This window comes from Cellulomonas sp. P4_B5_2 (genome assembly GCF_056402235.1).
In genome coordinates this window covers 1-20,697 of record NZ_JBFUHU010000022.1, presented here as the reverse complement: position 1 = coordinate 20,697, position 20,697 = coordinate 1, and the positions used below count along the sequence as shown (strand labels likewise).

Annotated in this window: 16 protein-coding genes and 2 pseudogenes; 12 read left to right on the top strand and 6 right to left on the bottom strand. The window is 71.4% G+C overall.

The window, feature by feature from the left end:
• Positions 1 to 34 precede the first annotated feature (34 nt).
• Positions 35 to 2,926, top strand: a complete 2,892-nt coding sequence (gene uvrA, locus AC1DUQ_RS02920; protein WP_477073367.1) for an excinuclease ABC subunit UvrA — start codon at positions 35 to 37, stop codon at positions 2,924 to 2,926.
• 32 nt (positions 2,927 to 2,958) lie between these two features.
• Here uvrA and AC1DUQ_RS02915 read toward each other — a convergent pair whose 3' ends face one another.
• Complete coding sequence (locus AC1DUQ_RS02915; RefSeq protein ID WP_477062147.1) at positions 2,959 to 3,471, bottom strand: OsmC family protein; 513 nt, start codon at positions 3,469 to 3,471, stop codon at positions 2,959 to 2,961.
• Between the two features lie 61 nt (positions 3,472 to 3,532).
• On the opposite strand from AC1DUQ_RS02915, the gene uvrC reads away from it, so the two are divergent.
• The 10 genes from uvrC (at position 3,533) to AC1DUQ_RS02865 (ending at position 13,035) form a co-directional block, all read left to right on the top strand.
• The gene (gene uvrC, locus AC1DUQ_RS02910) at positions 3,533 to 5,551 is read left to right on the top strand and encodes an excinuclease ABC subunit UvrC (protein WP_477073366.1); all 2,019 of its coding nucleotides are present in this window, start codon (positions 3,533 to 3,535) and stop codon (positions 5,549 to 5,551) included.
• Complete coding sequence (rapZ, locus tag AC1DUQ_RS02905) at positions 5,548 to 6,492, top strand: RNase adapter RapZ (protein ID WP_477062145.1); 945 nt, start codon at positions 5,548 to 5,550, stop codon at positions 6,490 to 6,492. The genes uvrC and rapZ overlap by 4 nt, the downstream gene beginning before the upstream one ends.
• Complete coding sequence (locus AC1DUQ_RS02900; RefSeq protein ID WP_477062144.1) at positions 6,489 to 7,466, top strand: gluconeogenesis factor YvcK family protein; 978 nt, start codon at positions 6,489 to 6,491, stop codon at positions 7,464 to 7,466. The genes rapZ and AC1DUQ_RS02900 overlap by 4 nt, the downstream gene beginning before the upstream one ends.
• A gap of 50 nt (positions 7,467 to 7,516) precedes the next feature.
• On the top strand, positions 7,517 to 8,497 hold the full coding sequence (gene whiA, locus AC1DUQ_RS02895) for a DNA-binding protein WhiA (protein ID WP_056094552.1): 981 nt from the start codon (positions 7,517 to 7,519) through the stop codon (positions 8,495 to 8,497).
• A 221-nt stretch (positions 8,498 to 8,718) separates the two neighbouring features.
• On the top strand, positions 8,719 to 9,723 hold the full coding sequence (gap, locus tag AC1DUQ_RS02890; protein ID WP_056094555.1) for a type I glyceraldehyde-3-phosphate dehydrogenase: 1,005 nt from the start codon (positions 8,719 to 8,721) through the stop codon (positions 9,721 to 9,723).
• 106 nt (positions 9,724 to 9,829) lie between these two features.
• Positions 9,830 to 11,029 (top strand): phosphoglycerate kinase, encoded by a 1,200-nt coding sequence (locus AC1DUQ_RS02885; protein WP_477062143.1) that lies wholly within the window; start codon positions 9,830 to 9,832, stop codon positions 11,027 to 11,029.
• Positions 11,030 to 11,032: 3 nt separating this feature from the next.
• Positions 11,033 to 11,827, top strand: a complete 795-nt coding sequence (gene tpiA / locus AC1DUQ_RS02880) for a triose-phosphate isomerase (RefSeq protein ID WP_421741553.1) — start codon at positions 11,033 to 11,035, stop codon at positions 11,825 to 11,827.
• A 158-nt stretch (positions 11,828 to 11,985) separates the two neighbouring features.
• On the top strand, positions 11,986 to 12,228 hold the full coding sequence (gene secG / locus AC1DUQ_RS02875; RefSeq protein ID WP_056094564.1) for a preprotein translocase subunit SecG: 243 nt from the start codon (positions 11,986 to 11,988) through the stop codon (positions 12,226 to 12,228).
• Positions 12,229 to 12,239: 11 nt separating this feature from the next.
• Positions 12,240 to 12,587 carry an RNA polymerase-binding protein RbpA gene (locus tag AC1DUQ_RS02870; protein ID WP_055914815.1) on the top strand — a complete coding sequence of 116 codons (348 nt, stop codon included), beginning with the start codon at positions 12,240 to 12,242 and terminating at the stop codon, positions 12,585 to 12,587.
• 13 nt (positions 12,588 to 12,600) lie between these two features.
• Positions 12,601 to 13,035: a VOC family protein gene (locus tag AC1DUQ_RS02865; protein WP_477062142.1), complete on the top strand. Its 435-nt coding sequence runs from the start codon at positions 12,601 to 12,603 to the stop codon at positions 13,033 to 13,035.
• A 21-nt stretch (positions 13,036 to 13,056) separates the two neighbouring features.
• On the opposite strand, the gene pgl is transcribed toward AC1DUQ_RS02865, so the two are convergent.
• From pgl to tkt, 5 genes and pseudogenes are all read right to left on the bottom strand, one after another.
• Positions 13,057 to 14,505, bottom strand: coding sequence for a 6-phosphogluconolactonase (gene pgl, locus AC1DUQ_RS02860; protein ID WP_477062141.1), 1,449 nt, complete (start codon positions 14,503 to 14,505; stop codon positions 13,057 to 13,059).
• A complete protein-coding gene (locus AC1DUQ_RS02855) occupies positions 14,502 to 15,419 on the bottom strand; it encodes a glucose-6-phosphate dehydrogenase assembly protein OpcA (protein ID WP_477062140.1) in 918 nt (305 codons plus the stop codon). Before AC1DUQ_RS02855 ends, pgl begins: the two co-directional genes overlap by 4 nt.
• Positions 15,416 to 16,957 (bottom strand): glucose-6-phosphate dehydrogenase, encoded by a 1,542-nt coding sequence (gene zwf, locus AC1DUQ_RS02850; RefSeq protein WP_477073365.1) that lies wholly within the window; start codon positions 16,955 to 16,957, stop codon positions 15,416 to 15,418. The genes AC1DUQ_RS02855 and zwf overlap by 4 nt, the downstream gene beginning before the upstream one ends.
• Positions 16,954 to 18,024 (bottom strand): annotated as a pseudogene (gene tal, locus AC1DUQ_RS02845) (transaldolase); the annotation flags it as partial. The gene zwf and the pseudogene tal, both read right to left, overlap by 4 nt.
• Positions 18,025 to 18,040: 16 nt before the next feature.
• Complete coding sequence (tkt, locus tag AC1DUQ_RS02840; protein WP_477062294.1) at positions 18,041 to 20,215, bottom strand: transketolase; 2,175 nt, start codon at positions 20,213 to 20,215, stop codon at positions 18,041 to 18,043.
• Positions 20,216 to 20,513: 298 nt separating this feature from the next.
• On the opposite strand from tkt, the pseudogene AC1DUQ_RS02835 reads away from it, so the two are divergent.
• A pseudogene (locus AC1DUQ_RS02835) lies at positions 20,514 to 20,697 on the top strand (heme o synthase); the annotation flags it as partial.

Sequence of the window (20,697 nt, the reverse complement as noted above, 5' to 3'; positions counted from 1 at the left end):
TGCGATTGTCGGTGGTGCCACGTAGACTCCCCGCGTGAACGAACGACTGGTGGTGCAGGGCGCCCGCGAGCACAACCTTCGGAACGTCGACCTCGATCTCCCGCGTGACAAGCTCATCGTGTTCACCGGTCTGTCCGGTTCGGGGAAGTCGTCGCTGGCGTTCGACACCATCTTCGCGGAGGGGCAGCGCCGGTACGTCGAGTCGCTGTCCGCGTACGCGCGGCAGTTCCTCGGGCAGATGGACAAGCCCGACGTCGACTTCATCGAGGGCCTCTCGCCCGCGGTGTCGATCGACCAGAAGTCCACCAACCGGAACCCGCGGTCCACGGTCGGCACGATCACCGAGGTCTACGACTACCTGCGCCTGCTGTTCGCACGCGCGGGGACGCAGTACTGCCCGGTGTGCGGCGAGCGCGTGACCGCGCAGACCCCGCAGCAGATCGTCGACCGGTTGCTCGAGCTCCCGGAGGGCACGCGGTACCAGGTGCTCGCGCCGGTCGTCCGTGGCCGCAAGGGCGAGTACGCCGACCTGTTCAAGGAGCTGCAGAGCAAGGGCTTCGCCCGTGCCCGCGTCGACGGCGAGGTCGTGCAGCTCACCGAGCCCCCGGCGCTCGAGAAGAAGCTCAAGCACGACATCGAGGTCGTCATCGACCGCCTGGTCTCCCGCGAGGGTGTCCAGCGCCGGCTCACCGACTCCGTCGAGACCGCCCTCGGCCTGGCCGGCGGGCTGCTCGTCGTCGAGCTGGTGGACGCCGACATCGACGACCTCACGCGCGAGCGACGGTTCTCCGAGCACCGCGCGTGCCCGAACGACCACGTGCTCACGCTCGACGAGATCGAGCCGCGCACGTTCTCGTTCAACGCCCCGTACGGCGCCTGCCCGGAGTGCACCGGGATCGGCTCGCGCCTCGAGGTCGACCCCGACCTGGTGGTCCCCGACGAGGACCTGTCGCTCGACGACGGCGCCGTCGCGCCCTGGGCGCAGATCTCGAGCGAGTACTTCTCCCGCGTGCTCAGCGCGCTGGCCTCCGACATGGGCTTCTCCACGACCGTGCCGTGGCGTGCTCTGCCGCAGCGGGCCAAGGACGCGGTGCTGCACGGCCAGAACCACGAGGTGAAGGTCCGGTACAAGAACCGCTGGGGTCGCGAGCGGCAGTACTCGACCGGCTTCGAGGGCGTCATCACGTTCCTCGAGCGCCGGCACAACGAGACCGACTCGGACTGGAGCAAGGAGAAGTACGAGGCCTACATGCGCGAGGTCCCGTGCCCGGTGTGCGAGGGCGCGCGGCTCAAGCCCGAGGTGCTTGCGGTCAAGGTCGGCGGAAGGTCCATCGCCGACGTCTGCACGCTCCCCATCCGGGAGGCCCGCGAGTTCCTCGACACGCTGCAGCTGGGCGAGCGCGAGCGTGCCATCGCCGCGCAGGTGCTCAAGGAGATCCAGGCGCGCCTCGGCTTCCTGCTCGACGTCGGCCTCGACTACCTCTCGCTGACCCGCCCGGCCGCGACGCTGTCCGGCGGCGAGGCGCAGCGCATCCGGCTGGCCACGCAGATCGGCTCCGGCCTGGTCGGCGTGCTCTACGTGCTCGACGAGCCGAGCATCGGCCTGCACCAGCGGGACAACCGTCGTCTGATCGACACGCTCACGCGCCTGCGGGACCTGGGCAACACGCTGATCGTCGTCGAGCACGACGAGGACACCATCCGGACGGCCGACTGGATCGTCGACATCGGGCCGGGTGCCGGCGAGCACGGTGGACGGGTCGTGCACTCGGGTGACCTCGCGGGCCTGCTGTCGTCGGCCGAGTCCGTGACGGGTGCGTACCTGTCGGGGCGCCGGTCCATCCCCATGCCGCCGCTGCGCAGGCCGGTCGACGCGAAGCGCCAGCTCACGGTGGTCAACGCGCACGAGCACAACCTGCAGGGGATCGATGTCTCGTTCCCGCTCGGCGTGCTGACCGCGGTGACCGGCGTGTCCGGGTCGGGCAAGTCGACGCTGGTGAACGCGATCCTCTACACGGTGCTCGCCAACGAGCTGAACGGCGCGCGCCAGGTGGCAGGCCGGCACAAGCGCGTGACGGGCCTGGAGCACCTGGACAAGGTCGTGCACGTGGACCAGGGGCCCATCGGCCGGACGCCGCGCTCCAACCCGGCGACGTACACCGGGGTCTGGGACCACGTCCGCCGGCTGTTCGCGGAGACCACCGAGGCCAAGGTCCGCGGCTACACGCCCGGCCGGTTCTCGTTCAACGTCAAGGGCGGCCGCTGCGAGGCGTGCTCCGGTGACGGCACCCTGAAGATCGAGATGAACTTCCTGCCGGACGTGTACGTGCCCTGCGAGGTCTGCCACGGTGCGAGGTACAACCGCGAGACGCTCGAGGTGCACTTCAAGGGCAAGACAGTCGCCGACGTGCTCAACATGCCGATCGAGGAGGCCGCCGAGTTCTTCGCCGCGGTCCCCGCGATCTCCCGGCACCTGCGCACCCTCGTCGACGTCGGGCTCGGGTACGTGCGGCTCGGCCAGCCGGCGCCGACGCTCTCCGGCGGCGAGGCGCAGCGCGTCAAGCTCGCCGCCGAGCTCCAGCGCCGCTCGACGGGCCGGACGATCTACGTGCTCGACGAGCCGACSACRGGTCTGCACTTCGAGGACATCCGCAAGCTKCTCGGYGTGSTCMASKSSCTGGTSGACAAGGGSAACWCGGTSATCGTGATCGAGCACAACCTCGACGTCATCAAGAACGCCGACTGGGTGATCGACATGGGCCCCGAGGGCGGCAGCGGCGGTGGGCTCGTCATCGCCGAGGGAACGCCGGAGCACATCGCCTCGGTCGAGGCGAGCCACACAGGACGGTTCCTCGCCGAGGTCCTGGAGCCGGCACCGCAGCCCGTGAAGCGCAAGCGCGCCGTCAAGCAGCCGATCCCGGCGTAGCCGTCGGGCGGCGAGCCGGACGGGGTGTGACGCTAGTGCGAGACGGACTGAGCCGTGCGCACCGGGACGGGCTCGTGCCGGACCGGGAAGTTCACGGACCGGGAGATGAAGCAGTGCTCGTGGGCCTGGTGGTGGATGCCGCCGAGCACGTCGTCGGTGATCGCGGCGCCCGTGGGCAGGTGGGCGCCTGCGGCGACCGTCACTCGCGGTCGCAGGACGACCTCACGGAACTGACCCTGACCGGCGGCTTCGATGCGCATCGTGCCGACGGCCTGGTCCTCGTACCCGACCACCACCACGCCGGCCGCGGACGCCAGGTGCAGGAACCAGAGCATGTGGCACTGCGCCAGCGCGCTGACCAGCAGCTCCTCCGGGTTGTATCTCGACGGGTCTCCTCGGAAGGCCGTGTCGGACGACCCCAGCAGCGGCGGCTTCGACCCGATCCGCACCTCGTGGTCGCGGCTGTACGCGGTGTAGCTCGAGGTGCCGGTCCGGCCGGCGCCGGTCCAGGTGACGTCGACGGAGTACGTGTGCAGGGGGCCCATCAGCCCACGGTAGCGGTCCGGTCGTTCGGTGACGTGGGTGCCGCGAACTACGCTCGACCGCATGGCTGATCCCGCCACGTACCGGCCGGCTCCGGGGGAGATCCCCGACTCGCCGGGCGTCTACCGCTTCCGTGACGAGCACGGCCGAGTCATCTATGTCGGCAAGGCCAAGAGCCTGAGGTCGCGCCTGTCCAGCTACTTCCAGGACCTGTCCGGCCTGCACCAGCGCACGCAGCAGATGGTGACCACGGCGGCGTCGGTCCAGTGGACGGTCGTCGGCACGGAGGTCGAGGCGCTCGCGCTGGAGTACTCCTGGATCAAGGAGTTCGACCCGCGGTTCAACGTGAAGTACCGCGACGACAAGTCCTACCCCTACCTGGCCGTGACGCTGGCCGACGAGTTCCCCCGCATCCAGGTGATGCGGGGCGCCAAGCGCAAGGGCACGCGCTACTTCGGTCCGTACGCGCACGCATGGGCCATCCGGGAGACCGTCGACCTGCTGCTGCGGGTGTTCCCGGTCCGCACCTGCTCGGCGGGCGTGTTCAAGCGCGCGCACCAGCAGGGCCGGCCGTGCCTGCTGGGGTACATCGACAAGTGCTCGGCACCGTGCGTCGGACGCATCTCGCCGGACGACCACCACCTGCTCGCGCAGGACTTCTGCGACTTCATGGCGGGCGACACCGCCAAGTTCACGCGACGGCTGACCGCGCGCATGAAGGAGGCGGCCGCGGAGCTGGACTACGAGCGCGCGGCGCGGTTGCGGGACGACATCGCGACGCTCCAACGGGCCACCGAGAAGAACGCCGTCGTGCTGGCGGACGGCACCGACGCGGACATCTTCGCCCTGGCCGGTGACGAGCTCGAGGCCGCGGTGCAGGTGTTCCACGTGCGGGACGGGCGCATCCGCGGCCAGCGCGGTTGGGTGGTCGAGAAGGTGGAGGACGTCACCGACGCCGAGCTGGTCGAGCACCTGCTCCAGCAGATCTACGGCTCCGAGGCCGCGGCCGGCGACGGTGGCGCGGGCTCGTCGGCGGTACCGCGCGAGGTGCTCGTCCCTGTGCTGCCCCCCGACGTCGACCAGGTGCAGGCCTGGCTGACCGGCTTGCGGGGGAGCAAGGTGTCGGTGCGTGTCCCGCAGCGGGGAGACAAGCGGGAGCTGGCGGCGACCGTGCACCGCAACGCCGAGCACGCGCTCGTCCTGCACCGCACCCGCCGCGCCGGGGACCTGACCACCAGGAGCCAGGCGCTGCAGGAGATCCAGGAGGCGCTGGACCTGCCGTCGGCTCCGCTGCGGATCGAGTGCTACGACGTCTCGCACAACCAGGGCACCTACCAGTCGGCGTCGATGGTGGTGTTCGAGGACGGCCTGGCCCGCAAGAGCGAGTACCGCCTGTTCACCATCCGCGGCCCGGAGGGGCAGGGCGCGCGCGACGACACGGCCGCGATGCACGAGGTCATCACGCGCCGGTTCCGTCGCTACCTGGCCGATCGCGCCGACGCCCGCGACGTCGAGCTGGGTACCGGCGAGGACGAGGACGGTCTGCCGCTGCGGTCCGGGCCCATCGACGAGGTCACGGGCAAGCCGGTCCGCTTCGCGTACCCGCCGAACCTCGTCGTCGTGGACGGCGGCCCACCTCAGGTCGCCGCGGCCGCGGCCGCGATGGCGGAGCTCGGCATCGACGACGTCGCGCTCGTCGGGCTGGCCAAGCGGCTGGAGGAGGTGTGGCTGCCGGGTGAGGCGTACCCGGTGATCCTGCAGCGCAGCTCGGAGGGTCTGTACCTCCTGCAGCGCCTGCGCGACGAGGCCCACCGCTTCGCCATCACGGCGCACCGCAAGCGGCGGAGCAAGGGCATGACGACGTCCGTGCTGGACGGGGTGCCCGGGCTCGGGCCGGCGCGCCAGGCGGCACTGCTGCGGCACTTCGGGTCGGTCAAGCGGCTCCGGGCGGCGTCGGTCGAGGAGATCGCGTCGGTGCAGGGGATGGGGGAGCGCACAGCGGCGGCTGTCGTCGCTGCGCTGGCCTCCCCGGGAGTGGCGTCGGACCAGGTCCCCGAGTCGGCTGGCATGCTGGAGGCATGAGCGACGAGCCTTCGCCGATCACGGTGCCCGCCGGGATCCCCGCCCTCGAGGCGGCCACCGAGGCGCCCCACCTGAGCCAGCCGCAGGTCCTGATCATCACGGGGATGTCGGGCGCGGGCCGTACCCGTGCGGCCGCCGTCCTCGAGGACCTCGACTGGTACGTGATCGACAACTTGCCCGCGCAGATGCTCACGCACCTCGTCGGGATGCTCACCAGCGGACCCGCCGGCGCCGGGGCGCAGCGCCTCGCCGCGGTGATCGACGTGCGTGGACGCGAGTTCTTCCGGGACCTGTCCCCGGTGCTGCAGGGCCTGCGGGAGTCCGGCGTCGAGTACCGGATCCTGTTCCTCGACGCCTCCGACGAGGTCCTGGTCCGGCGGTTCGAGCAGGTCCGCCGGCCGCACCCGCTGCAGGGGCAGGGCCGGATCCTCGACGGCATCGCGGAGGAGCGTGCGATCCTCTCGGACCTGCGCGAGCGGGCCGACACGCTCATCGACACCTCCGAGCTCAACGTGCACGACCTCGCGCGTGAGGTGCGCTCGGTCGTGGCCAGCGGCGCCGAGGACGCGCTGCGGATCTCCGTCGTGTCGTTCGGGTTCAAGTACGGCCTGCCGCTCGACGCCGACCACGTGGTGGACATGCGGTTCCTATCCAACCCGTACTGGATCACCGAGCTGCGGCACCTCACGGGCAGGGACGCTCCCGTGCGGGACTACGTGCTCGGCCTGCCGGGGGCGATCACGTTCGTGGACCGGTACGTCGACGCGCTGGAGCCGGTGCTCGCGGGCTACCTCAACGAGGAGAAGCGGTACGTCACCATCGCGGTCGGCTGCACCGGAGGCAAGCACCGGTCGGTCGCCGTGAGCGAGGCGATCGCCGCCAGGCTGCGGGACCGGGGGCACCTCGTCTCGGTGTCGGCCCGCGACCTCGGCAAGGAATGAGGGCGGCCGCGCCGGCGGTCGTCGCACTCGGTGGCGGTCACGGCCTGTCCGCGTCCCTGTCCGCGCTGCGGCTGATGACCGACCGGATCACCGCGGTCGTCACCGTCGCCGACGACGGGGGCTCCTCCGGGCGGCTCCGCGAGGAGCTCGGCGTCCTGCCGCCCGGGGACCTGCGGATGGCGCTGGCCGCCCTGTGCGACGACTCCGACTGGGGCAGGACCTGGCGCGACGTGCTGCAGCACCGGTTCAGCTCGACGGGTGACCTCGACCAGCACGCCGTGGGCAACCTGCTGATCGTCGCGCTCTGGGAGCTGCTGGGGGACACGGTCGAGGGCCTCGACTGGGTGGGCAAGCTGCTCGGCGCCCGGGGCAGGGTCCTGCCGATGTCGTCGGTGCCGCTGCTCATCGAGGCCGACGTGATCGACGCTGCGGGCCGCACCCACCGGGTGGTCGGCCAGAGCGCGGTGGCGACGACCACCGGGACCGTCGCGCAGGTCCGGCTGGAACCGGCCGACCCGCCGGCCTGCCCGGAGGCCGTGGCGGCCATCGCGTCGGCCGACTGGGTCGTGCTCGGTCCGGGCTCCTGGTACACCTCCGTGCTGCCGCACCTGCTCGTCCCCGGTCTCAAGGAGGCCCTGCACCGGACGCGGGCCAGGACGATCGTGACGCTCAACCTCGCGTCGGGTGAATCGGGCGAGACCGCGGGCATGCGTGCCGAGCAGTACCTGGAGGTCCTGCAGACGCACGCCCCGGAGCTGCGGGTCGACGCGGTGGTCGCGGACCCGACGGCAGTCGAGGACGTGTCGGTGCTCGCTGCGCGCAGCGCGGACCTGGGCGCGCGCCTGCTGCTGCGCCAGGTCAGCCGCGGCGACGGGACCGCCAGGCACGACCCGCTGCGACTCGCTGGGGCGTACTCGGACGTGCTCGAGGGGTTCCTCGGCGACGTCGGGACACGCGAGAACCCACCCGAGTAGGTGACCGGACCGGTCCCGGACACGTGACTTGCAATGGCAGGATGCACCCCATGGCGTTGACGGCACAGGTGAAGGACGAGCTCGCCCGGCTGAAGGTGGACAAGACGTCCTCGCGGAAGGCTGAGGTCTCGGCCACCCTAAGGTTCGCGGGGGGCCTGCACATCATCTCCGGCCGGATCGTCATCGAGGCGGAGCTGGACACGGGCATCGCGGCTCGTCGGCTCCGGCAGGCGATCTCCGAGGTGTACGGGCACGAGAGCGAGATCATCGTCGTCTCCGGCGGTGGTCTGCGCCGGGGGAGCCGGTACGTGGTCCGCGTGGTCAAGGACGGCGAGTCGCTCGCACGCCAGACCGGCCTCCTGGACAACCGCGGACGGCCGGTGCGCGGTCTGCCGCCGCAGGTCGTGTCGGCCGGCGTCGCCGAGGCCGAGTCGGCCTGGCGCGGCGCGTTCCTCGCGCACGGCTCGCTCACCGAGCCCGGCCGGTCGTCGGCGCTCGAGGTCACGTGCCCCGGTCCCGAGGCGGCGCTCGCCCTCGTGGGTGCAGCGCGACGTCTGGGGATCGCCGCCAAGGCCCGGGAGGTGCGGGGCATCGACCGCGTCGTCATCCGGGACGGGGACGCGATCAGCGCGATGCTCGCCCGGCTCGGCGCCCACGAGACGATGCTGGTGTGGGAGGAGCGTCGCGTGCGGCGCGAGGTCCGCGGCACCGCCAACCGCCTCGCCAACTTCGACGACGCCAACCTGCGTCGCTCCGCCCGCGCCGCGGTGGCCGCGGGCGCGCGGGTCGAGCGGGCGTTCGAGATCCTCGGCGACGAGCTCCCGGAGCACCTGCGCGAGGCCGGCGAGCTGCGCCTGGCGCACAAGGAGGCCTCGCTCGAGGAGCTGGGCAAGCTCGCCGTGCCGACCCTCACCAAGGACGCCGTGGCCGGCCGGATCCGCCGCCTGCTCGCGACCGCGGACAAGCGCGCCGCCGAGCTCGGGATCCCGGACACCGAGGCCGGCCTGAGCCCCGACCTGCTCGACCTCTGACCTGGGACATCACGGGGGCGGGCGTCTCATCAGGGACCTTCGTCACCGCGTGAGCCCGGTCACTGGTATAGGGTTCATGTCATCCGAACGTCACACGACGGTCATGTGTTGGGCACGAGAAACCGCCTATGCCGCCGACGTCCGGAGCGCACAGCGGCGTGCGTGACCCCATCACCAAAATGTGTGCGCCGGCCCCTCGTCGGCGCTGCCGAGGAGGGCAAGTGACCATCCGCGTCGGTATCAACGGCTTCGGCCGTATCGGGCGTAACTTCTACCGGGCCATCCTGGCTTCCGGTGCCGACATCGAGATCGTCGGCGTGAACGACCTCACGGACAACAAGACGCTCGCACACCTGCTCAAGTACGACACCGTGCTGGGCCGGTTCCCGCTGAGCGTCGACTTCGACGACGAGAACATCATCGTCGACGGCAAGAAGATCCGTGCGCTCGAGGAGCGGGACCCGGCGAAGCTGCCGTGGGCCGAGCTCGGTGCGGACATCGTGATCGAGTCGACCGGCTTCTTCACGGACGCCACCAAGGCCAAGGCCCACCTCGAGGCCGGCGCCAAGAAGGTCATCATCTCCGCCCCGGCGAAGAACGAGGACGGCACGTTCGTCGTCGGTGTCAACCACACCGACTACGACGCCGCGACGCAGCACATCATCTCCAACGCGTCGTGCACCACGAACTGCCTCGCCCCCGTGGCCAAGGCGCTCAACGACTCGATCGGCATCGAGCGTGGCCTCATGACCACGATCCACGCCTACACGGGTGACCAGAACCTGCAGGACGGCCCCCACAAGGACCTCCGTCGTGCGCGCGCCGCGGCGCAGAACATCGTCCCGACCTCGACCGGTGCGGCCAAGGCCGTGGCGCTCGTGCTCCCGGAGCTCAAGGGCAAGCTCGACGGCTTCGCGCTGCGCGTCCCGGTCATCACCGGCTCCGCCACGGACCTGACGTTCACGGCTTCGCGTGAGGTCACCGTCGAGGAGGTCAACGCTGCGGTCAAGGCCGCCGCGGACGGCCCCCTCAAGGGCATCCTCGAGTACGTCGAGGACGAGATCGTGTCGAGCGACATCGTCACGAACCCGCACCAGAGCATCTTCGACTCGAAGCTCACCAAGGTGAGCGGCGACCTGGTGAAGATCATCGCCTGGTACGACAACGAGTGGGGCTACTCGAACAGCCTCGTCGCCCTCACGTCGTACGTCGGCGAGCGTCTCTGACGCTCTCGTCGTTCCACGAGTGACGGTCATGCGTCCGCGTGCNNCTCGGCCCCGGCGCACGCGGACGCAGCCATGTCTGCCCCCGCTCGATCGAAGGTAGGAAACCATGAAGACCATCGAGGACCTCGGGGACCTGCGCGGCAAGCGCGTCCTGGTCCGCTCCGACTTCAACGTGCCGCTCGACGGCACGACCATCACCGACGACGGCCGCGTGCGCGCGGCGCTCCCGACGCTGCAGGCGCTCCTGTCCGCCGGTGCCCGCGTCGTGGTGATGGCCCACCTCGGCCGCCCCAAGGGCGCGCCGGAGGACAAGTACTCCCTCAAGCCCGTCGCGGACCGGCTCTCCGAGCTGCTCGGCCAGCCCGTCGCCCTGGCGACCGACGTCGTCGGCGACTCCGCCAAGGCGACCGTGGCCGCGCTGCAGGACGGCGAGATCGCGCTGCTGGAGAACATCCGGTTCGACGCGCGTGAGACGTCCAAGGTCGACGCCGAGCGCGCGGAGCTGGCCGGSGAGCTCGCCGCGCTGGCGGACGTGTTCGTCTCCGACGGCTTCGGCGTCGTGCACCGCAAGCAGGCGTCGGTGTACGACGTCGCGCTGGTGCTCCCGCACGCGGTCGGCAAGCTCGTCCTCAAGGAGGTCGCGTCGCTGCGCAAGGCGACCGACGACCCCGCGCGCCCCTACGTGGTAGTGCTCGGCGGCTCCAAGGTGTCGGACAAGCTCGGTGTCATCGCCAACCTGATCACCAAGGCGGACCGCCTGCTCATCGGTGGCGGCATGCTCTTCACGTTCCTCGCAGCCAAGGGCTACTCGGTGGGCAACTCGCTCCTCGAGGAGGACCAGATCGAGACCGTCAAGGGCTACCTCGCGCAGGCGGAGGAGGCCGGTGTGGAGATCGTCCTGCCCACCGACATCGTCGTCGCCGACGAGTTCAAGGCGGACTCCCCGGCGCAGGTCGTCGCGGCCGACGCGATCCCGGACGGCAAGATCGGCCTGGACATCGGCCCCGACTCCAGCGCGCTGTTCGCGAGCAAGATCGTGGACGCCAAGACGATCGTCTGGAACGGCCCGGCGGGCGTGTTCGAGTTCGAGGCGTTCTCGGGCGGCACGCGTGCCGTCGCGCAGGCGCTGGTCGACGCCGGCACGCACGGCGGCTTCACGATCGTCGGCGGTGGCGACTCTGCCGCGGCCGTGCGCACGCTCGGCTTCGACGAGGCCGGGTTCGGACACATCTCGACCGGTGGTGGCGCGAGCCTCGAGTTCCTCGAGGGCAAGACGCTCCCCGGTATCGCGGTTCTGGAGGACTGAGCGTTGACCACTCGCACCCCGCTGATGGCGGGCAACTGGAAGATGAACCTGGACCACCACCAGGCCACGCACACGGTGCAGAAGCTCGCGTGGACGCTCAAGGACGCCAAGCACGACTTCTCGGCCGTCGAGGTCTGCGTACTGCCCCCGTTCACCGACCTGCGCAGCGTGCAGACCCTCGTGGACGCGGACAAGCTCGAGCTCGTCTACGGCGCCCAGGACGTCTCGGCGCACACGTCGGGCGCCTACACCGGTGAGATCTCGCCGCTGTTCCTGGCCAAGCTCGGCGTCACGTACGTCGCGGTCGGCCACTCGGAGCGTCGTGAGTACCACAACGAGTCCGACGAGCTCATCAACGCCAAGGTGAAGTCGGCGCTCAGCGCGGGCATCGTCCCGATCCTGTGCGTCGGCGAGGTGCTCGACGTCCGCAAGGCCGGCGAGCACGTCCCGCACACGCTCGCGCAGCTGGACGGCGCCCTCGCCGGTCTGACGGCGGAGCAGGTCAAGACGATCGTCGTGGCCTACGAGCCCGTCTGGGCCATCGGCACCGGAGAGACGGCGACCCCCGAGGACGCCCAGGAGCTGGCGGCCGCCATCCGGACGCGCATCGGCGAGCTGTACGACGCCGAGACGGCCGACGCGGTGCGGGTCCTGTACGGCGGCTCGGTGAAGTCGTCGAACGTCGCCTCGATCATGGCGAAGCCGGACGTCGACGGCGCGCTCGTCGGCGGCGCGAGCCTGGACCCCGAGGAGTTCGCCGCGATCGCGCGGTACAAGTCGCACGCCGTGGGTCTCTGAGACCACCGCGGGCAGGTCGTGGGGTCCACCCTGCGACCTGCCCGCGTACGGTGGTGGCTTATCGCCCCCGTCGTCGCCTACCCTGTACCGCGGTCCACCGCAGCGTCGCTGGCTCTACCGCCGTCGACGTGCCCGCCCAGTAAGGAACTGACACCGACGTGACCGGCCTTCGTATCGCCCTCCAGGTGCTGCTGGTGCTGACCAGCCTCCTGCTCATCCCGCTCGTCCTGCTGCACAAGGGCAAGGGCGGTGGCCTGTCCGACATGTTCGGTGGCGGCATCACGAGCAGCGCCGGAAGCTCCGGTGTCGCGGAGCGGAACCTGAACCGGATCACGGTCGGCACCGCACTGGTGTGGACGGCGATCATCATCCTGCTCGGTCTCATCGAGCGCACGGTCTGAGGCGGTAGACGATGGCGAGCGGGAGTGCGATCAGGGGGTCGCGTGTCGGTGCCGGCCCGATGGGCGAGGCCGAGCGTGGTGACACCGCCCCGCGGATCTGGGTGTCGTACTGGTGCGCCAACGGCCACGAGACCCGGCCCAGCTTCGCCGAGGAGGCCGCTCTCGAGGCTCCGGTGACGTGGGACTGCCCCCGCTGCGGATTCCCCGCCGGCCAGGACCAGGAGAACCCTCCGTCGCCGTCCAAGAACGAGCCCTACAAGACGCACCTGGCCTACGTGAAGGAGCGGCGGTCCGACGAGGACGGCGCCGCGATCCTCGACGAGGCCCTCGCCGCCTTGCGCGCCAAGCGCGGCGGCTGAGCCTGCCCCTGTCGTGAGTGGCGAGAGCCCTCGTCACGACCCGCCCGCCGAGATGCCGGTCCTCTCGGTGATGCTCGCCGTGCAGGACGCCGGCGCGGCGGCACGCTGGTACGCCGAGGCGGTGGGCGCCACCACGTTGTGGGACCTGGGGAGCGTCGTCGGCCTCAGCATCGCCGGCGCGCCGTTCTTCCTCGGCCAGCCGGAGGGCAACGGGTGGGACACACCGGCCGTGCTCGGCGGCCGCACGGTCCGCGTCGAGATCTTCGTCGACGACCCGGACGTTTTCGTCGCCCGCGCGGTCGCCGCCGGCGCCGACGGCAGCGTCGACGAGGTCCGTGACCACCAGATGCCGTGGGGCACGCACCGGCAGGGCGGGTTCGTCGACCTGTTCGGGCACCTGTGGCTGGTCGGGGACCGGTCGCCACTGGCACCGCACCCCGACCGCTGAGCCGTCGGGGGGTCCGGAGGCCTAGCCGACCACCCGCAGCAGCGCGAAGCCGTCGTAGCCCTTGCTGCCGACCGTCTGCACGACCGTGGCGTCGTAGCGGGGGTGGTCGGTGAGCAGGTCGACCATGCGGCGGACGCCCTGCACCCGCTCGTCGGTGTGGTCCGCGTCCAGGACCGCACCGCCGCGGACGACGTTGTCGACGACGACCACCGAGCCCGGGTGCGTGAGCTCCAGGGCCTGCTCGAGGTAGCGGGGGATCGACTGCTTGTCGGCGTCGATGAACACGAGGTCGTACGGCTCGCTGCCGTCAGCGATCAGCCCGTCCAGCGTGTCCGCGGCAGGCCCCACGAGGACGTCCACCAGGGCGTCGACCCCCGCCTGCGTGAGCGAGTCGGTGGCGACCCGAGCGTGCTCGGGATCGATCTCCAGGGTGGTCAGGCGGCCGTCCGCGGGCAGGGCACGGGCGAGCCACAGGGTGCTGTAGCCGCCGAGCGTGCCGACCTCGAGGATCCTGCGCGCCCCCGTCAGCTGGGCGAGCAGGTGCAGCAGCTTGCCCTGGTTCGGAGCGACGGCGATGTCCGGAAGCCCGCCGGCCGTGGCCGCGTGCCGCGTCTCGACCAGGGCGACGTCCTCGGGCGCGAGGACCGAGAAGTAGTGGTCGACCTGCGTCCAGAGCTCGGTAGGCGTCTGCGGGGCCGCGGGGAAGGCTGCGGCCGTGGTGGAGATGGCGGACGGCGTGCCGAGGCGCTCCGTCGCGGCGACGTCGACCAGCCAGAGCGTCCGCTCGGTGCCCAGGGCCCCGGCGGCGGGCGTCGTCGAGACCGGGACCCCGCGCAGCGCCGAGGCGACGGCGTCGGCCTTCTCCGCGCCGGCCGCGACCACCCAGACCTCCCGCGCGGCACGGATCGCGTCGAACGTCAGCGAGACCCGCTCCGGGGGCGGCTTGGGGGAGCCGTGCACGCCGACCGTGGTGCGGCCGGTCACGTCGAGCGCCTCGTGCCCGGGGAACAGCGAGGCGACGTGACCGTCCGGCCCCATCCCGAGGAGCACCACGTCGAACGCGGGGGAGCCGGCCTCGGCGAACTCCGCCGCGTAGGCCTCGGCGGCCGCCTCGGGCGTCGGGACGTCGTCGCTGCGCGCCGGCATCGGGTGCACGTTCTCGGCCGGCAGGGCGTCGCCCAGCGCGTCGAGGAGGGCGTCGCGCGCCTGCGTCTCGTTGCGTTCGGCGTCACCTGCGGGCAGGAAGCGCTCGTCGCCCCACCAGACGTGCACGCCGGACCAGTCGACCGCGTCGCGGACCGGGCTCGCCGCGACGGCCGCGAGCGACGCGATGCCCACCGTGCCGCCCGTGACGACCACGTGGACGGGGGAGCGGTGCGACTGCACGTCGACCAGGTGCGTGAGCAGGCGGGCCGCCACGGACTCGGCCAGCACGCGCGCGTCCGGGTGGACGACGACGTCGCGGTTCACGCGTCGATCCTTGCGAGGCCCTTCAGCAGCACCTCGCCGTAGACCTCGTCCGCGTCGAGCCGGCGCAGCTCCTCCGCCAGGCACTCGCGCAGCTGGCGGATGGGCAGGGCGATCCGGTGCTCGGGCTGGTCGGGCTGGCGCAGCGCCGCTGTCTTGCCGTCGGGCCGGTCGAGCACGATGTCGCCCGACGACCGCTCCAGCCGCACCTGCGTGATCGCGGGGGCGTCCTTGATGCGCTCGATCTCCACCGGGCAGCGCAGCGCGTACGCGAGCCACGCGGCCATGAGGTCGACCGACGGGTGCGTGCTCTCGCCCACGACGACGGCCTTGTGCACGGGCTCGAACGGCGGCTGGTCGAGGGTCGCCGCGATGAGTCCGCGCCACAGGGTCGCGCGCGTCCAGGCCAGGTCGGTGTTGCCGTCGACGTGGGACGCGGCCAGCTTGCGCAGTGCGGCGTTCGGACGTGCCACCTGCGTGGAGTCGGTGATCCGCCGCGCCGCCATCTTGCCGATCGGGTGCTCGGCGACGTTGTCGGGGATCTCGTACGGCCACCACGCCACGATCGGCGCGTCGGGCAGCAGCAGCGGGATCACCAGGGTGTCCAGGTGGCGCTCGAGCTGGCCGGACGGGCGCAGCACCAGCACCTCGCTTGCCCCGGCATCGCCCCCGAGGCGGATCTGCGCGTCCAGGTTGGACGCGCGGTCCTTGGTGTCGTTGGCAATGACGATGACGCGGCACGGGTGCTCGCGGCTGGCGTCGTTGGCCGCGTCGATCGCCTCGTCTGGGTCGTGGTCGCCCACCGGGATGATGAGCGTCAGCACGCGTCCGAGGGCGATCGCGCCGCCCTCGTCGCGCTCCTTGAGGAGCCGCTTGTTGATGTCCCGGGTGGTGGTGCTGGGCATCTCGATGATCATGGCCGCCTCCAGGCTCGTCCGTCGCGCGCCATCATCTTGTCCGCCGACTCCGGTCCCCAGGTGCCGGACCGGTACTCGTCGGGCTTGCCCTGCTTGGCCCAGTAGGCGGTGATCGGGTCGAGCACCTTCCAGGACAGCTCGACCTCTTCGTGCCGCGGGAACAGCGGCGGGTCGCCCAGCAGGACGTCCAGGATGAGCCGCTCGTAGGCCTCCGGGGAGGACTCCGTGAACGCGTGCCCGTACCCGAAGTCCATGGTGACGTCGCGCACCTCCATGGCCGTGCCGGGCACCTTGGCGCCGAACCGCAGCGTCACGCCCTCGTCGGGCTGCACGCGGATGACCAGGGCGTTCTTGCCCAGCTCCTCCGTGGCGGTGGACTCGAACGGGAGGTGCGGAGCGCGCTTGAAGACCACGGCGATCTCCGTGACGCGACGACCCAGGCGCTTGCCGGTGCGCAGGTAGAACGGCACCCCGGCCCAGCGGCGGTTGTCGATGTCGACGCGGATCGCCGCGAACGTCTCGGTGGTGGACTCCGGGTTGAAGCCCTCCTCCTCGAGGTAGCCGACGACCTTCTCGCCGCCCTGCCACCCGGCCGCGTACTGCCCGCGCGCGGTGTGCTTGCCGATGTCGCGAGGGAGCTTGACCGCGGAGAGAACCTTGATCTTCTCCGCCCGCAGACCCTCGGCCTCGAACGACGCCGGCTCCTCCATCGCGGTGAGCGCCAGGAGCTGCATGAGATGGTTCTGGATGACGTCCCGGGCCGCGCCGATGCCGTCGTAGTACCCGGCCCGCCCGCCGATGCCGATGTCCTCGGCCATGGTGATCTGGACGTGGTCCACGTAGTTGGCGTTCCAGATGGGCTCGTACAGCTGGTTGGCGAAGCGCAGCGCCAGCAGGTTCTGGACCGTCTCCTTGCCCAGGTAGTGGTCGATCCGGAAGATGTCGTCCGGCCGGAACACGTCGGACACGATGTCGTTGAGCTCGCGGGCGCTGGCCAGGTCGTGGCCGAACGGCTTCTCGATGACCACCCGTCGCCAGGTGCCGTCCGACGGCTGGGAGAGGCCCGAGCGGGCGAGCTGCTTGCAGACCACCGGGAACGAGCTGGGCGGGACCGAGAGGTAGAACGCGTGGTTGCCGCCGGTGCCGCGGGACACGTCGAGCTCCTCGACGGTGTCGCGCAGCCGGTCGAACGCGTCGTCGTCGTCGAAGGTCCCCTGCACGAACCGGATGCCCTCGGACAGCTGGCGCCAGGTGGCCTCACGGAACGGCGTGCGGGCGTACTCCTTGACCGAGTCGTGCACGATCTGCGCGAAGTCCTGCGTCGCCCAGTCGCGGCGGGCGAACCCCGTCAGCGCGAAGCCGGGGGGGAGCAGCCCGCGGTTGGYCAGGTCGTACACGGCCGGCATGAGCTTCTTGCGCGCCAGGTCSCCSGTGACGCCGAAGATGACGAGCCCGCAGGGGCCGGCGATGCGGGGGAGACGGCGGTCGCGCGGGTCGCGCAGCGGGTTGTTGCCCGCGGACACCTTGCTCGGGCTCACCTGGCGACCCCGGTCTGGTTCTGCTGGGCGGCGCCCGTGAGTCCGTCCGAGACGGTGCCCAGGAGATCGCCCCAGCTCGCCGTGAACTTGTCCACGCCCTCGACCTCCAGCTGCTCGGTGACCTCGTCGATGTCGATGCCGAGGTCGCGCAGACCCGCGATCACGGCCTCCGCCTCCTGGCGCGTGCCGGTGACCGTGTCGTGCGCGTCGCCGCCGTGGTCCGCGACGGCGTTCAGCGTGGCCTCGGGCATCGTGTTGACCACGCCCGCCACGACCAGCTCGTCGACGTACAGCGTGTCGGGGTAGGCCTTGTCCTTGACACCCGTCGAGGCCCACAGCGGTCGCTGCGGGTGCGCGCCGGCGGCGGCCAGGGCGGCCCAGCGGTCGCCCGCGACGACCTCCTGGTACAGGCCGTAGGCGAGCCGGGCGTTCGCGATCGCCGCCTTGCCCCGCAGAGCCGCGGCCTCGGGCGTGCCGATCGCGTCGAGCCGCGGGTCGATCGCGGTGTCGACGCGGGAGACGAAGAACGAGGCGACCGAGGCGATCGGAGCCAGGTCGTGCCCGTTCGCCTGCGCCTTCTCGAGTCCGCTCTGGAACGCGTCGAGGACCGCGCCGTACCGCTCGAGCGAGAAGATCAGGGTGACGTTCACGCTGATCCCCTCGGCGAGCACCGCGGTGATGGCCGGCAGCCCCTCGAGGGTGGCCGGGATCTTGATGAAGACGTTCGGGCGGTCGACGGTCGACCACAGCGACTTCGCGGACGCGATCGTCCCGTCGGTGTCCTTGGCGAGCCTCGGGTCGACCTCGATCGAGACCCGACCGTCCACGCCGTCGGTGGCGTCGTAGACGGGACGCAGGATGTCGGCCGCCTGGCGGACGTCGTCGGTGGTGATGCGGAAGACCGCCGTGTCGACGTCGGCACCGTCCGCGGCGAGCTCGCGCAGCTGCTCGTCGTAGGCGTCGCCCTTCGACAGTGCGCTGGCGAAGATCGACGGGTTCGTGGTCACCCCGACCACGCCCTTGTCCGCCACCAGCTCGGCGAGGTTCCCGGTGCGCAGGCGTTCACGCCGAGCCCGTTCAGACCTAGACCTGCTGGTCGCCCGTCAGCCCCACGTTCTCGGGCAGACCGGCGGTGCTCGCGGGGCCTGCGCCGCCGCGGGCTGCCGCGATCGACTCGTGCGCAGCCGCGACGACCGCCTCGGGCGTGAACCCGAACTCGCGGAAGAGCGTGTCGGCATCGGCCGACGCCCCGTAGTGCTCGATCGAGACCGAGCGGCCGGCGTCGCCGACGAGCTTGTGCCACGACAGCGAGATGCCGGCCTCGACCGACACTCGTGCCTTGACGGACGAGGGCAGGACCGACTGGCGGTAGTCCTCGTCCTGCTCGGCGAACCACTCCAGCGACGGGGCGGACACCACGCGGGTGGCCACGCCGGCGGCCTCGAGCGTCTCGCGCGCCGCGACGGCGAGCTGGACCTCGGACCCGGTGCCGACGAGGATCACGTCCGGCGTGCCGGAGCTCGCCTCGAGCAGCACGTACGCGCCGCGGGCGACGCCCTCCGTGGTCGCGAACCCGTCCTCGCCGCGGGGGAACGTCGGGACGTTCTGCCGCGTGAGGATGAGGCCGACCGGACCGTCGGTGTGCGCGAGGATCGCTGCCCACGCGGCAGCGGTCTCGTTGGCGTCGGCCGGTCGCACGACGGTCAGGCCGGGGATGGCGCGGACCGCGGCGAGGTGCTCGATCGGCTGGTGCGTCGGGCCGTCCTCACCCAGTCCGATGGAGTCGTGCGTCCACACGTAGATCGCCGGCACGCCCATGAGCGAGGCCAGTCGGACGGAGCCGCGCATGTAGTCGCTGAACGTGAAGAACGTCCCGCCGTACGGCCGGGTCAGACCGTGCAGGCGGATGCCCGACAGGATCGCGCCCATGGCGTGCTCGCGGATGCCGAAGTGCAGCGTGCGGCCGAACTCGTCCCCGGAAAACTCGTGCGTCGAGCGCTTGGCGGGGATGAAGGACGGCTCGCCCTTCATGGTCGTGTTGTTGGAGCCGGCCAGGTCGGCCGAGCCGCCCCAGAGCTCGGGCAGCACGGGGGCCAGCGCGCTGAGCACCTCGCCGGACGCGGCGCGCGTGGCGACGGACTTGCCCGCCGGGAACACCGGGAGCGAGTCGGACCAGCCGTCGGGAAGGTCTCCCGCGACGAGCCGGTCCAGGAGGGTCGCGTTCTCGGGGTTGGCCGTGCGCCACGCGTCGAACGCGCTCTGCCACTCGGCCTTGACCGTCGCCGTGCGGGCCGAGAGCCCGCGGGTGTGCGCGATGACCTCGGGGTCGACCTCGAAGGTCTTCTCCGGGTCGAAGCCGAGCAGCTCCTTGAGCCCGCGGATCGCCTCGCCGCCGAGCTTGGAGCCGTGCGACGAGTGGTCGTTCGTCTTGGTCGGCGTCGGCCACGCGATGAGCGTGCGCAGGCCGATGAACGACGGGCGGTCGGTGACGGCCTTGGCCGCCTCGATCGCGGCGTGCAGGGCGTCGACGTCCTCGCGGTAGCCGTCCGGGCCGCCGGTCCAGTCGACGAACTGCACGTGCCAGCCGTACGCCTCGTAGCGCGCGACGACGTCCTCGGTGAACGCGATCTCGGTGTCGCCCTCGATCGAGATGTGGTTGTCGTCCCACACCACGATGAGGTTGCCCAGCTCCTGCGTGCCCGCGATGGACGACGCCTCGGAGGTCACGCCCTCCTGCAGGTCACCGTCGGAGGCGATGACGTAGACGAAGTGGTCGAACGGGCTGGTGCCCGGAGCCGCCTCGGGGTCGAGCAGCCCGCGCTCGCGCCGCGCCGCCATGGCGAAGCCGACCGCGGACGCCAGGCCCTGGCCGAGGGGACCGGTGGTGATCTCCACACCGGTCGTGTGCTTGTACTCGGGGTGCCCCGGAGTCTTCGAGCCCCAGGTGCGCAGCGCCTCGAGGTCCTCGAGCTCCAGGCCGAAGCCGGCGAGGTAGAGCTGGATGTACTGGGTGAGGCTGGAGTGCCCGGCGGACAGGATGAACCTGTCACGGCCGAGCCAGTGCGGGTCCGCCGGGTCGTGGCGCAGCACGTTCTGGTAGAGCAGGTAGGCCGCCGGAGCCAGGCTGATCGCCGTCCCCGGATGGCCGTTGCCCACCTTCTCGACCGCGTCGGCGGCCAGGACACGCACGGTGTCCACCGCCCGCAGGTCGACGTCGGTCCAACCGACCGTCTGGGCCAAGGGAGCCTTCGCGTTCACCGCACCTCTTTTCCACCCGAGCAGGGGGCCGGGTGTCGTGTCGAACGAGATCGACATCCGCGTCGGGATGCCGGGCAGGTGGGACGTCGCGCCGTCGCGGCGGTCGTCGGACCGTGCGATCCGACCTTATAGCGCACCGGGGTGAGGGTGCCGGGCGTGACCATCCCCGGGGCCGAGCGACCGATCTCACACCGGACGCGACGGCGATCCACCGGGTGCGTCGCGCCCCGTCGCAGACGTAGGCCGTAGCATGGCTGCGCGACCCATCCCGCCTGGAACACGAACGGACCCGCAGCGCGTGCGCCTCAGCAGCCCCCTGTCAGTCGACGACGCCGGAGCGTCCTCCGCGTCGACCCCGGGGCCCGCTGACACGACGGTGACCGTCGCCCCGAGCGGCCCGCTGGCCCGCGTGCGCCGGACGGTCGGGCCCTACGTCGCGCTGACCAAGCCGCGCGTGATCGAGCTGCTGCTCGTCACCACGC